Below are 13598 nucleotides of genomic sequence, written 5' to 3'. Positions count from 1 at the left end.
AATGACATTGAAGACTAGCTCGGCCATTTCCAAGCCCTACAGCGGGCCGGCCGGCGGCTGGGGTTCAGCCAAATCCGTGGCTGCGATCATTTTGAGAGAACGCGTCCCCTTGAAAGGACCAAGATTGCTTTCGACCCAGAACCGGCCGGAAGGCTACATGTGTGTCAGTTGCGCCTGGGCAAAACCTTCACAACCGCATCCACTCGAATTCTGCGAAAACGGCGCGAAGGCGACCGCGTGGGAAATCACCTCCCGCAGGGCCGACCCCGAATTCTTCGCCGGAAAGCCGCTGAGCGAACTGGAGCTTTGGCCAGATCATGATCTGGAAGAACAGGGCCGGCTGACCCAGCCGCTGCGCTGGGACGCGGCCAGTGACAAATATGTCCCGGTGGCCTGGTCAGAGGCGTTCGACGAGATCGGCAGGGAGCTTCGCGCGCTCGATCCCCATCAGGTCGACCTCTACACCTCCGGCCGAGCGTCGCTCGAAGCGAGCTACATGTACCAGTTGTTCGCGCGCATGTACGGCAGCAACAACCTGCCTGACAGCTCCAACATGTGCCACGAGAGCTCCTCGGTGGCGCTTCCAGAAAGCATCGGCGCCTCTGTCGGCACGGCTATTTTGTCGGACTTTGAAAACACCGACTGTATTTTCTATATCGCGCAAAACGTGGGTACGTCGTCACCTCGCCTGCTCCACGACCTTCAGGATGCCGTCAATCGTGGCGTGAAGATCATCACCTTCAATCTGCTGCGCGAACGCGGCTTGGAACGCTTCGTCAACCCGCAGTCGCCAGCCCAGATGCTGACCGGGAAAGAGACGCAGATTTCCTCGGAATATTATCAGGTCAACAATGGCGGCGACATCGCGGCGTTGTTCGGCGTCTGCAAGGCGCTCATCGAAGCCGACGACGCCCTGAAGGCATCTGGAGACAGGCGCGTGGCGGGAGAGGACGGCAAGCCGAAGGACCCGAACAATGCGGCGATGGTCGCTTTCGCCGCCTCGATGGCTTCAGCCGACAAAAAGCACGTGCTCGATCATGATTTCATCAAGCAGCATACTGCCGGATTCGAGGAATTTGCCCAAGCTGCCCGCGATCACAAATGGAGCGAATTGGAGCGTGTATCCGGGCTCAGCCGCGACCAGATGATGCAAGCAGCGGCCACCTATGCGAAATCCGATGCCGTCATGATGGTATACGGCATGGGGCTGACGCAGCACCTCATGGGTGTCCAGAACGTCCATATGGTTTGCAATCTCGCACTCCTGCGGGGGAACATTGGCAAGCCTGGAGCCAATATCTGCGCCGTACGCGGCCATTCCAATGTTCAGGGACAACGCACCGTCGGGATTACCGAAAAGCCCGGGCTGGCGCCGCTGGACAAGCTTTCCGAACTTTACGGGTTCGAGCCGCCGCGCTGGACGGGCCGAACCACAGTCGAAACCTGCGAAGCCATCATGAACGGCCAGTCCCGCGCCTTCATCGGCCTTGGCGGGAACTTCTTGAAAGCGGTGCCTGATACCGCCGCCATGGAAGAGGGGTGGCGCAAACTGCGTCTGAGCGTGCAGATCGCGACCAAGCTTAACCGCAGCCACGTATTGCATGGCGAGATTGCATATCTCCTGCCCTGCCTCGGTCGCATCGAACTCGACCAGCAAGCGACGGGACCGCAGGCCGTGTCCATCGAAAGTTCCATTGCCCATTTCCACGGATCGCGCGGCAAAGCTAGGCCCGCCAGTACCGCGCTGCTATCGGAGCCTGCAATCATCGCCGGGATAGCCAAGGCCACGCTCGGCGAAACCAAGGTTCCGTGGGACACCTGGGTCGGCAACTACGCCGAGATACGAAACGCCATCGAGCGGACGTACCCGGAAACCTTCAAGGACTTCAACGAGCGGATGTTCAAACCGGGTGGCTTTGCCAGGCCGCTGCCGGCACGCGAACGCAAGTGGGTGACCAAAAGCGGAAAGGCAAATTTCATCACGCCAGCCAGACTCTTTCCTGAGTTCTCAACCTCTGGCAGGGCTGACGTTCTGCACCTTGCAACGCTGCGATCCAACGATCAGTTCAACACCACGATCTACGGCTACAGTGACCGCTATCGCGGCGTTGAAGGCACGCGCCGAATTATATTCATGAACGGCGAAGACATCGTCCGGCTAGGCTTCACCGATGGTGAGATCGTCGATGTGACCACGGCGATCGATGACAATGTCGCCCGCACGGTCACCGGCCTGAAGATCGTTTCCTACAATATCCCGAAGGGCTGTTGCGGGGCGTATTATCCCGAAACCAACCCGCTCTTTCCCTTGGCGCATCACGACCCGAAGTCGAAGACGCCGTCCTACAAGCTTTTGCCAGTCCGTCTCAGCCGATCACACCTAACTCCCTTGGATGACCCCCCAGGGCAGAGGAACGCTTGACAGAGAGGGTTTTCAGCATTGCGAAGTCGGTCCTGGCGGTTGCGGTTCTCCTATCCCTCGCCAGCGCAGGTGGGGTGCTTGGCTATTTGCGGCAGCCAAGAGAGCTCCGTTTCGAACCGCCGGTTGCAGCTGATCTCGACCGGTTCCGCCTCATGTCCAACGGCATCGGGGGCACGCCGCCCGAGAGCTATTTCGCACTTGGCAAGCCATACGAGGCTGACGCCTACAATCTAAGCCAGGGCAAGCGGCTTTATGCCTGGTTCGGTTGCGGTACCTGTCATGGTGACGGTCGCGGCGGGGTCGGTCCGTCCTTCCTCGATGGCTGGTGGCTTTATGGGCCTGAGATGGTTTCCATCGTGGCTTCCATTCGTGACGGCCGCCCGCACGGTATGCCCGCGTTTCGCGACCGCCTGACCATCGAGCAAATTTGGCAGCTTGCGGGATATGTCCAGACGATCGGTTCCTACAGCCCGAAGGTGGCGGCACCCAGTCGCAACGACGACAAACAAACTCGCCCGGCCGAGAATCGCGGTCCGGCGATAATCCTTTTCGACGAGGGACCAGTAGGCGTCCACCCGGATCAGGGACCCTCGCCTTGAGAAATGTTCGCCTTATTCTGCTTTCAATCATGGCTGTTGCATCTGCCTGCAGCGGCAAGCAGTCCGCGCTTGATCCGCACGGCGGTCCTGCAATTCATGTCGAGCACCTGATCATCGGTATAGTCGCCGTGTGCACGGTGATCTGGATCGTGGTGATCGTCGTGCTTGGCTTGGCGCTCCTGCGGAGCCGCCGCGCCGGAACGGAAGACGCAAACCCCGAGGGCCGGCTGACAACAGTGGTGTTCGCCGCGGTCGCGGCCAGCGTTGTCATCATCGCCGGTCTGACGATTGCAAGCTTCTACACCACCCGCAACATTGGTGTTTCGGGCAGCGCGGCCCTCACGATCACGGTGCGGGGACAGCAATGGTGGTGGCAGGTATTCTACGCCGGCTCCGATGCGTCGCCCGGCTTTCAGACGGCCAACGAAATCCACATCCCCGTGGGGACGGATGTCCAGGTCCGGCTTGAAGGCGTCGATGTCATCCATTCGTTCTGGGTGCCAAGCCTCGCCGGAAAGCAAGACGTTGTCCCGGGCCGGTCCAACAGTTTGCTGCTGCGTGCCGAAAAGCCCGGGGCGTATCGGGGCCAATGCGCGGAATTCTGCGGCTTGCAGCACAGCCACATGGCAGTCCTGGTGATCGCCGAGGCGCCGGCCGACTTTGAACGCTGGGCTGCGGTGCAACGTGGTGATGCGTTGACGCCGGCCGATCCGGATGCGGCCGCTGGGCAAATGGCTTTTCTGGCCAAGCCCTGTTCGGCCTGCCACACGGTACGCGGTACGGCAGCCAAAGGCACGACCGGACCAGACCTCACTCACATCGGCGGGCGTCAGACGATCGCGGCCGGGCTGCTGGAAACCACGCGTGGTTCGTTGGCGGCCTGGATTGCCGATCCCCAGACGCTCAAACCCGGGAACAACATGCCGATGGTGCCGCTGACCAGTGTCGAGCTGCAAAATATCTCCGCCTACATGGAGAGCCTGAAATGACGTCAAGAAATGCCGGCGCGCTTCGTGACACAGCATTCGACGCTGCTGAAATCGACCGTCGACTTGCGGCGATCTGGTCGACAACGCCGGGCGTGTGGGGCGCCCTTGCCACGGTCGATCACAAAGTCATCGGCCGACGATATATCACCACTGCCTTTGTCTTCCTGGCGCTTGGCGGATTGCTGTCCCTGCTGATGCGATTGCAACTGGCGCAACCCGAAGCTCGCTTCATCGGGCCCGATCGCTACAACCAGATTTTCACCATGCACGGCACGAACATGATGTTCTTGTTCGCCGTGCCCGTCATGCAAGCGATGGCGGTCTACCTCGTGCCCTTGATGGTTGGGACCAGAAACATCGCCTTTCCGCGTCTCAATGCATTCTCTTATTGGATGTATCTCGCCGGCGGCTTGCTTCTATGGATCGCCTTTGTGCTCGATACGGGACCGGATGTCGGCTGGTTCGCCTATGTCCCGCTCTCCGGTCCCCAATACGCGGCGGGAAAGCGGGCCGACATCTGGGCGCAGATGATCACCTTCACCGAAGTCTCCGCGCTCGCTGTAGCCGTCGAGATCGTCGTGACTGTCTTCAAGCACCGCGCGCCAGGAATGTCTCTCGACCGTATCCCGTTGTTCGTCTGGTCGATGCTGGTCACGTCGTTTGTTGTCATCCTGGCGATGCCGGCGATCATGGTCGCAAGCACGGCCCTTATTCTCGACCGACTGGTCGAGACACATTTCTTCAATCCGGCCGAAGGCGGCGATGTACTGCTATGGCAACACCTGTTCTGGTTTTTCGGACACCCGGAGGTTTACATCATCTTCCTGCCGGCGGTGGGGATGGTATCGACAATCGTCGCGACGTTTACGCGTCGGCCGGTGTTCGGCTATCTGGCCATGGTGATGGCATTGATCGCCACAGGTATCCTGGCCTTTGGGCTTTGGGTCCATCATATGTTCGTGGCCGGCCTTCCCCGGTTGGGAGAGAGCTTTTTCACCGCCTCGAGCATGGCGATCGCGGTTCCGGCGGGACTGCAGATATTCTGTTGGCTCGCGACGATATGGGCAGGCAGACCGATCTTCAAGACGCCATTCTTGTTCGCAATCGGGTTCATCGTCACCTTCGTCATCGGTGGTCTGACCGGAGTGATGGTGGCGTCTGTGCCGTTCGATACCCAAGTCCACGACACCTATTTCGTCGTCGCGCATTTTCACTACGTCCTGGTCGGAGGCGCGGTCTTTCCTTTGCTCGGCGCGCTCTACTACTGGTTCCCGAAGCTGACTGGGCGGTTGATGAGCGAGACACTCGGGCGCTGGGTGTTCGGCCTGATCTTCGTGGGCTTCAACCTGACTTTTTTCCCCATGCATATCCTCGGCCTGCAGGGCATGCCGCGCCGGATCTACACCTACCAGCCAGAGATGCCATGGTCCGGCCTGAATATGTTCATCAGCCTCAGCGCGGTCATCCTTGCTGGCGGCTTTCTTTTGTTTTTCATCGACGTCATACGCAGTGCGAGGACAGGCGCCGTTGCGTCGTCCAACCCTTGGGAGGCCTCGACGCTCGAATGGGCCACCTCGTCCCCACCACCGCCGTACAACTTCGCCCGGCTACCGGTGGTCGGCGGCCTTGATCCCCTGTCGGACCGCCGAGATGTCCTTCCCGTTGCTGCGGGCCTGCGCGTCGACCGTCGTGAGCTGTTGGTCAGCAGCATCGTTGAAGCGACCCCGGAGGCGCGTGAAGCGTCATCAGGGGATTCGATCTGGCCGCTATTGGCGGCAATCGCCACCACCGCGACGCTGATCTGGTCGATATTCACACCCTGGGCGGTGGTCTGGGGATCGATACCAATCGCGATTGCACTCATTGGCTGGTTCTGGCCCAAGGGCGTGCCGGAGGACGAGTCATGAAGGAAGGCGTGGTGCTCGACTTGACGGAGCTTCCCCCGCATGGCCTCGGCACCGCGAGCTTGTCCTGGTGGGGGACGCTCGCCTTCATGCTTATTGAAGGCACTGGCTTTGCGCTTTCCATCGTCGTCTACCTCTATCTCATGAGCCTGGCACCACGCTGGCCTCCGGACGCCCCGCCACCCGATCTGCTGCCTGGGACGACGCTGACGGTTTTCCTGGTGGCAAGCTTGTTTCCGAACATCTTGTTGGCGCGCTGGGCGCGCGACCAGGACTTGCGGAAGGTGCGTATCGGGCTGATCATCATGTCCCTGATCGGAATAGCGCCGCTTGTCCTGCGTGCCTTCGAGTTTCCGGCGATGCATATCCAGTGGGATCAGAATGCCTACGGGTCGATCGTGTGGGTCATGCTCGGCCTGCACACCACCCATATTCTGACCGATCTGGTGGAGACGTTGGTACTGACTTGCCTGATGTTTTCGCGGCATGGCGACAATCCGCGGCGCTTTGGGGATGTCAGCGACAATGTGATGTACTGGAACTTCGTCGTGGCGACCTGGTTGCCAATGTATGCCTGCCTCTATTGGGCTCCACGGCTTTGACCAAAAGTTGGCTCCGAAACGCTGGACTCCTTGTGCCGCCCATAAGCTGGGCGCTCAGCACCCAGCTTGGGCAGATCACACCCTACATCGATTGCCGGCAAAGTTTTTCCTGGACCGCCGCCTTGTGCGGCATCCTTCTCGTTGCGTCGGTCGCCGGCGTCGCCGCATCTCGGGTGACGTCAAACGGATTGGTCAAATCGAAGCGATTTGTCGTTGACGCAGGTTTCCTAGTCGCACTGGCGTTTGTCCTTGCGTTGTCGTTGCAGGAGGCGGCCACGATGCTGCTCGACCCATGCCAGCGCTGATCCGCATACTGTTCTTCTTCATGATCGCTTCCCCGGCAATGGCGCACGGCGACGAGACCCATGGTTCTGGCTATCCCTGGACGTTTGATCCGTGGATGGTCGTGCCACTTGCGATGCTTGCACTACTCTACGGAGCGGGCGTGACAAGGCTGGCACGGCGCGCGCGGCAACCCGGCGGCATGCTCATGCGCGCTTTGCTCTACTGTAGCGGCTGGCTGACACTGGCGGCGGCGCTGCTGTCGCCGCTTCACTGGCTAGGTGAGCACCTTTATACATTCCATATGATCGAGCACGAGATGGTCATGGCCGTCTCGGCACCTTTGATCGTGCTTGCGCGCCCGGTTGGCATCCTGATGTGGGGGCTGCCAGGACGAGCGCGTCGCGTGGCTGCATCAGGGATGTGTTCGCCCCTGGTTCGCGGTCCGTGGGACTGGTGTACGGGCACCTTGAATGCGACCATCCTTCATGGCTTCGCGATCTGGGCCTGGCACCTGCCGCTATTGTTCGACGCGGCCGTCACCACCACTGCCCTGCATCGCGTCCAGCATCTTTGCTTCTTTGTGACAGCGATATTGTTCTGGTGGGCGATGATCTGGCGGAGTGATTACGGCGCCTCGGCCTGGCACCTGTTCGCGACCATGGTTCACACGAGTATTCTGGGTGCCTTGATCGCTCTCGCTCCACGCGTGCTCTACATCGCGCAGACCCGGACCGCCATGGCCTGGGGGCTGACGCCTCTGGAAGACCAGCAATTGGCGGGCATGATCATGTGGGTGCCCGCCGGCACGATCTATGCGGTGGCGGCAATGGCGATGCTTGCGCTCTGGATTCTGGGATCGAGTGAACGAAGGGCGCAAAATGCCTGACCTGCCGACAACTCTCTCAGGCCGCGCCGCCTTAATAGGCATTGCCCTCGTCGCGGCATCGGCCGCTTTTGCCACAATCAATATCGCGCGCGACAACCACAGCCGGGCGGCCGTAGCCAAAGCGATCACCGACGGCGATCCCGCACGCGCACCGGAAATCTTCCGACGATACGGCTGCTCCGGCTGCCACACTATTGAGGGGATACCGGGAGCCGACGGCCAGACAGGCGCGCCTCTCACTGGGCTGTCGAAGCGGCTGTACATCGCGGGCGTACTGGAAAACAATTCCGACAACCTTGTCGCATGGATCGTTTCGCCCCGGAGCTTCTCCCCGCGGACTGCGATGCCGGCGACCGGTATCTCGCAACAGGAAGCCAAAGACCTCGCAGCGTATCTCTACGCACAATGAAGCGGATGAAATGTCACTTCATGCTTTCCCTGGAATGCTTCAAGGGCGCGGCGTGGCAATCGGTGGCAGACGTTTGATGTAACGTGCAATCGCCTGGCGATCGCTGTCAGGCAGCATTGCCGTATTCGTCACCACATCGGCCATCGAGGATCCGACGCGACCGTGGCTGGGCGTTTCCCCAGTTTTGAGCATCGTCGCGATGTCGTTCTCTGTCCATCCGCTCAATCTGTGCTGCGTGATGTTTGGCACGAATCCCGTTCCTTGAGGATCGATGCCACCGGCAAATCGAGTGTCCGACTTGATGGCGCCAAAAGCGTTGCGGGTCGAATGGCACTCAGCGCAATGCGAGACGGACTCGACGAGATACGCGCCGCGATCATGCACGGGATCTCCGTCGAGGCGCGCAGAGGTCGTGCCTTGGCGAAAGAACATCATTTTCCAAATGCCCATGGACCGCCGGATGCCGAACAGGATCGCGGGATCATGCGGTGGCGCACGCCCCGAAACCTTGGGAAGCGTCCTGAGATAGCCGTGGAGGTCCCTGACGTCCTCGGCCGTCATGCTGGTAAAGCTCGTGTAGGGAAAAGAAGGGTAGTAGTGTTGACGCTCTGGCGACACGCCGCCGAGGAGTGCATTTGCCAAGTCGGTGACGGTCCATGCGCCGATGCCATCCACCGGATCGGGAGATATGTTGGGAGGCCGAAAGGTGCCGAATGGTGAAGCGAGCGCCATCCCGCCGCCCAGCTTTAGGCGATCGGATTGCCCCGGTGTCGCATGACAGGAAGCGCAATCCCCTGCCGCGAAGACGAGCTCACCGTGCGCGACATCGACCGGGCCTTCAAATTGCTGATCCTGGTTCGAGAAAGGGGGCTGCGCCGCGGTCATGTACCACAAGACCGTACCAACGCCGCTTGCACATAGGAAAACTGTGAGAGCAATTTTCCACACTGTGCTCGCCATGACGTGCCGCAAGCTGTTGGACGACCATGCCTTGCCCTTGCCGTCAATTCCCGCCTTCATATGAGAAAGTTGCTCGAGGGTGCATCGCAGCCGAGGTCTGGTTGGATCGGAGATATCGAGCTTCTCCCAGGGAATGCGGTACAGGCAGTCGCGGTGGCGCAAGCCAAACAAGTCCAGCATCGCGACGCCAATTGCCGAGGCAGAGAGGCGCTCGAAAGCAGCGAAAATGCCGACGTGGAATTCGGTTACGACGAGATCGTCACCATCACGCTCGGCGCGTATCTCCTCAATGTGACCGACGCTTTTGCCGCGTAGCGATAGCACCCTTCGACCGGCAAGATGTTCGAGGTTGACGGAGGCCATGGTCAAGCTCCTGGGATGCGGCCGATGATGTGATCGCGCAGCCAGTCCTGCCAATCGAAGATCGCCGTCCGCCGCACATCAACGTCGACTTCGATGTCGACACCGATATTTCGCACCTTCTTCCACGCTATGCGGTGCGGCTCGGCATGGCGTTCGCCGCCAAGTCTTGCCGCGAGCCAGGCCATCCAGCGTCCCGGTCGCGAACCAAGGCGGCGCGCCAGCGTGATCGAGCCAAGCTCGACCGCGACGATCCTGGGCGGTTTGCCGTGCCTCAACTCGGCCACCAATCCGTCCACCTTTCCGATCTTGACCTGCCTGCGGTCGACGACCTGTTTGTCCAGTAGATCGCGCAGCAGATCCATCACGAGCCTCCGAATATCTGCAAGGGTATGGCCACCACGGCAAGGACGAAACCCAGCGCAATGACGAAGATCACCGCGGCATTCGAAATCATGCCGTTGCGATGGTCGCCGACATAACGTTCATCGTTGAGCAGGAAGAGGAATGGCACCACGGTCAGGGGCAGGCTGGCTGCCGTGACTGCCATGGAGAAGATCGTGAGTTTCAGCGGGTCGAGGCCAAGGCCTATTGGTATGGCGGCAAGAAGCAGCGAGATCGTATAGACGCTGCAGAAGCCGGGATCTTCGCGTGGTTTCCTGTCTTCTCCCCACGTCCAGCCGAAGCCTTGCGCGACGAGGTAGGCCTGCTGCAGGGCGATTTCGAGCGCCGCGCCGAAACAGGCTATGGCAAGCGAAGCGACAAAAAGGACAAAGCCCCAGAACCCGAATACCGGGATCAGCAGCAGTGGCAGTTGATGATAATCGTCTATCCGGGTTACGCCGTGCGCGCCTAAGACCAGCGCGGCCACGATCAGCACACTGACCGAGATGGTGCCACCAAAGCTCATGCCGAGGCCCGCAATTGCGCGATTGGTGCCGAGATAGGTCTTGTCCCAGTGGTCCTCGACGGCGCCCGAGGAATAGAACATGAAGAGGTAGGGGGATATCGACGCGCCCAGAATGCTGACTGCCATGAACCAGTAGCTTGCCGCATCATGATCCGGCAAGCTCGGCACGGCGCCAGCCGCAACCTGTTTCCAATCCGGCTTCAGCATCACCGCCGCGACCACGAAGCAGAGCGTGACAAGACCGAGGACCGCCACGCCCTTCTCGATGAACCCGAAGGTGCCTTTCCATAAGAACAGCCACGCCAGGAATGCCACGGGTATTGCCCACCATTGAAAGCCGATCCCTGTCGCAAGGTCAGCGGCGATGGCAACGCCGCCGATCTCTGCCGACATCACCATGAAATTGACCAGCAAGGTGGCCAGCAACGGCCATAGGAAGGTGTTGAAGCCGAACCTCTCGCGGATTCCGTCGGCGATCGTGTGGCCGCTGACGGCCGCGAACCGGCCCGCCATCTCGACCAGGAAGATGATGCAGATGGTGCCGAGGAGGATTGCCCAGATCAGCCGCAAGCCGAAAGTGGCGCCGGCTTGCGCGGCTGTCGCCATTGATCCGACTTCAAGAAAGCCGCCAACGCTGGTGACGATACCAAGCGAGATTTCGAGCAGCTTCTTCATGATTTCGGCGCGAAATATTTGGCATAGGCGGCGGCCAGGTTCGCCGCGGCCGCCCGAAGTTCCTGCCGCGCCTGACTCACTTGCCGCAGGTTGCCAGCCTCTACCCCCGCTTGAGCGTCCTTGGCCGCAGCCGACAGCTGACCGACTGCCGTTACGACCTCGCGCCGCTTGGGGGATTCAGGAGGATTGTCAGATTCTATCTGACGACCGACCTCGACAAGCGCCTCGGCCGTCGATTGCAATGTGGCCGATGCATAGTTTGAAGGAGCCGCGCCGGCGGCCCAGGCGTCCATGACCATCACCGCTGTCTGCGAAGCCGACGCCGCGATTTTTGATTCCTGCTCGACGGGTCCGGACGACGAACAGGCAGCCAAGGCGAGCATAGTCGACAACAGGCATGAGCGGCAAACCCGATAGCAGTCGTCATCGACAATGCCTACAGTCAGCGGCATGGCAGCGCATTATCCTCCGGCCAGCCCGAGTTTGGATGGTGTCTGCTTGAAGCATTCAGAGATGGGCAAGGGGTGCATGGTGCGGCTCCATCTGATCGGATCTGAAGCTGGCTATCAGGGACATCACGAATCCCGATCTAAGGATTTCGGCCTCCCGGGAAGGGTATGACATCGCTAGGCAGGGTGCATTTCGAAAGCCTGTGTGGATTGGGACCGGCCTGCTCCCTTCTACCTCGGCCAAGGGGCCGCAACGACACAACGCCTGGCGCCGACAATGCAGCTTGTTGTCTGAAAAGATGCACAAGTTCGGGGTGGAGTCCGTCCCCTCGACGAGAGGCCACGGCGTGAAGAAATACGAAGAACTGCATCATATGCCTTTCCACGCTGGCGTCGCCCCTCGTACCAACGCCGGTCTCCTGCATCGTCGCAATCGAGGTTGGAAATGCGGGACGATCAAGTCGCATCCCAGGCTTGCGTTTGGCCTCTCCTGGTTCATCATGGAGTGTAAAGCTGCCGGGGCGCGAAGGTTCCGCCTCGTCTCATAAATTCAGCTGACAGGAACGACCTCAGTGGAGAGATAGGTCGACGGCGGTTCCGCCCGGGCGATGCTTTCCGATTCCATCGCCAACATCACAATGGAATGGGTCTCGATGTGACCATAGGACGGAAACCACATTTCCGTTCGAACGTTCAAGCGAGATGGACACAGTCGAGATTGCCTCCCGGACCGCCGCCGTCGAACGAACAGGTGGATGTCTTTGCGGCAGTATCCGTTATCGAGTGACTGGCGATCCGCGCGTTCACTACTGTCACTGTGACATGTGCCGCCGCGCGACCGGCAGCGCCTTCGCCGTGTTGGCCTGGACGTCCTCGTCCAACCTGTCATGGCTCAGCGAGGAGCCTGCCTATCGCACATCTTCGCCCATCGCCCGGAGGGGATTCTGCGGAGCATGCGGTTCTCCGTTGACCCTTTCCTACGCCGCCGCCGAGGGCGAAGTCGCTCTGCATGTCGGAACCTTTGACAATCCTGAAGGTCTGGAACCGCAATACAATTACGGGTCCTCGCAGCGGCTTGCCTGGGTTTGCTGTGGCGTTGACTTGCCGCATCACGACACGGAAGAGCGATGGTAGCGGAATCCGATCATGAGTTTCCGCTCACTGTGGACACGCCGCCGATGGAAGCCCGGACTGCCGACACGCTGCCAGAGGGCAACGGCATCTGGCAGTATGAGCCCAAGTGGGATGGCTTTCGCTGCCTTGCCTTCAAAGGAAGAAAGGCGGTCGATCTCAGGGCGAAATCCGGCAAGCCGCTTGGCCGCTATTTTCCCGAACTGACGGCGCTTCTGGGCGAGCTCGAAGCACAGGATTTCGTCGTAGACGGCGAGATCATAATCGAGATCGAAGGACGCGCATCGTTTGACGCGCTGCAGATGCGGCTTCACCCGGCAGAGAGCCGTATCCGGAAGCTGAGCAGACAAACGCCTGCGCGGATAGTTCTTTTCGACATCCTCTCCGCGCCCGGAGGCAAGATCGTCCTCGAAAGCCCGTTGCGGGAACGGCGCTCGGCAACCGAAGATTTTGTCACCAGGGCGGAGAATGAGGCGCTGCGACTTTCGTCGGCAACCACGAGTATCGCCGAGGCCAACAAGTGGCTGCAGGGTGCTGGCCACGGTTCGACCGACGGGGTCGTCGCCAAGATGCTGGACGAGCCCTATCGGCCAGGTGAGCGTGCGATGGTCAAGGTCAAGCGGCTGCGCACCGCAGACTGCGTGGTTGGCGGGTTCCGCTACCTGAACCGCAAGCGCCAGGTCGGGTCGCTGCTGCTGGGCCTCTATAACGACAACGGCTTGCTCGACCATGTCGGCTTCACCTCGACCATCAGCAATGAAGAGCGGCTGGCGGTCACCGTGAAGCTGGAGGAATTGCGCGGCGGACCCGGCTTCACAGGCAAGGCGCCGGGCGGGCCAAGCCGCTGGAGCACGGAACGCAGCGGCGAATGGGAGCCGGTGCGGCCGGAACTGGTCGTCGAGGTGCGCTTCGACCATATCACCAGCGCCCGTTTCCGGCACGGAACCAGGCTCTTGCGCTGGCGGCCCGACAAGGCGCCGCGCCAGTGCACGTTCGAGCAGATGGAGTAGTGGCCTA

General features: G+C 60.6%; 13 protein-coding genes. 9 read left to right on the top strand and 4 right to left on the bottom strand.

Annotated features, from left to right (window positions below):
* Position 1 precedes the first annotated feature (1 nt).
* The 7 genes from EN786_RS27315 to EN786_RS27285 all read left to right on the top strand — a co-directional run bounded on the left by EN786_RS27315 (position 2) and on the right by EN786_RS27285 (position 8096).
* On the top strand, positions 2–2422 hold the full coding sequence (locus tag EN786_RS27315) for an FdhF/YdeP family oxidoreductase (RefSeq protein ID WP_127308763.1): 2421 nt from the start codon (positions 2–4) through the stop codon (positions 2420–2422).
* 32 nt (positions 2423–2454) lie between these two features.
* Positions 2455–3021 (top strand): cytochrome c, encoded by a 567-nt coding sequence (locus EN786_RS27310; RefSeq protein ID WP_127308797.1) that lies wholly within the window; start codon positions 2455–2457, stop codon positions 3019–3021.
* A gap of 29 nt (positions 3022–3050) precedes the next feature.
* Positions 3051–4010 (top strand): cytochrome c oxidase subunit II, encoded by a 960-nt coding sequence (gene coxB, locus EN786_RS27305; protein WP_127308796.1) that lies wholly within the window; start codon positions 3051–3053, stop codon positions 4008–4010.
* A complete protein-coding gene (ctaD, locus tag EN786_RS27300) occupies positions 4007–5917 on the top strand; it encodes a cytochrome c oxidase subunit I (RefSeq protein ID WP_127308762.1) in 1911 nt (636 codons plus the stop codon). Before coxB ends, ctaD begins: the two co-directional genes overlap by 4 nt.
* Complete coding sequence (locus EN786_RS27295) at positions 5914–6516, top strand: cytochrome c oxidase subunit 3 (protein ID WP_127308761.1); 603 nt, start codon at positions 5914–5916, stop codon at positions 6514–6516. Before ctaD ends, EN786_RS27295 begins: the two co-directional genes overlap by 4 nt.
* A 325-nt stretch (positions 6517–6841) precedes the next feature.
* Positions 6842–7687: a cytochrome c oxidase assembly protein gene (locus tag EN786_RS27290; protein ID WP_245478086.1), complete on the top strand. Its 846-nt coding sequence runs from the start codon at positions 6842–6844 to the stop codon at positions 7685–7687.
* Positions 7680–8096: a c-type cytochrome gene (locus tag EN786_RS27285; protein WP_127308759.1), complete on the top strand. Its 417-nt coding sequence runs from the start codon at positions 7680–7682 to the stop codon at positions 8094–8096. Before EN786_RS27290 ends, EN786_RS27285 begins: the two co-directional genes overlap by 8 nt.
* Positions 8097–8135: 39 nt before the next feature.
* On the opposite strand, the gene EN786_RS27280 is transcribed toward EN786_RS27285, so the two are convergent.
* The 4 genes from EN786_RS27280 to EN786_RS27265 form a co-directional block, all read right to left on the bottom strand.
* Positions 8136–8981 (bottom strand): cytochrome c, encoded by an 846-nt coding sequence (locus EN786_RS27280; RefSeq protein ID WP_245478085.1) that lies wholly within the window; start codon positions 8979–8981, stop codon positions 8136–8138.
* Between the two features lie 440 nt (positions 8982–9421).
* Positions 9422–9781, bottom strand: coding sequence for a hypothetical protein (locus tag EN786_RS27275; protein WP_127308758.1), 360 nt, complete (start codon positions 9779–9781; stop codon positions 9422–9424).
* Complete coding sequence (locus EN786_RS27270; protein ID WP_127308757.1) at positions 9781–11001, bottom strand: Nramp family divalent metal transporter; 1221 nt, start codon at positions 10999–11001, stop codon at positions 9781–9783. The genes EN786_RS27275 and EN786_RS27270 overlap by 1 nt, the downstream gene beginning before the upstream one ends.
* A complete protein-coding gene (locus EN786_RS27265; protein WP_127308756.1) occupies positions 10998–11453 on the bottom strand; it encodes a hypothetical protein in 456 nt (151 codons plus the stop codon). The genes EN786_RS27270 and EN786_RS27265 overlap by 4 nt, the downstream gene beginning before the upstream one ends.
* A gap of 699 nt (positions 11454–12152) precedes the next feature.
* Between EN786_RS27265 and EN786_RS27260 the strand changes: the two genes are divergently transcribed.
* On the top strand, positions 12153–12584 hold the full coding sequence (locus tag EN786_RS27260; protein ID WP_127308755.1) for a GFA family protein: 432 nt from the start codon (positions 12153–12155) through the stop codon (positions 12582–12584).
* A complete protein-coding gene (locus EN786_RS27255) occupies positions 12578–13591 on the top strand; it encodes an ATP-dependent DNA ligase (protein WP_127308754.1) in 1014 nt (337 codons plus the stop codon). The genes EN786_RS27260 and EN786_RS27255 overlap by 7 nt, the downstream gene beginning before the upstream one ends.
* Positions 13592–13598: the final 7 nt, after the last annotated feature.

Origin of the sequence: Mesorhizobium sp. M4B.F.Ca.ET.143.01.1.1, from assembly GCF_004792275.1 — a bacterium.
Classification (GTDB): Bacteria; Pseudomonadota; Alphaproteobacteria; order Rhizobiales; family Rhizobiaceae; genus Mesorhizobium; species Mesorhizobium abyssinicae.
This window is presented reverse-complemented; position numbering and strand designations above follow the sequence as displayed.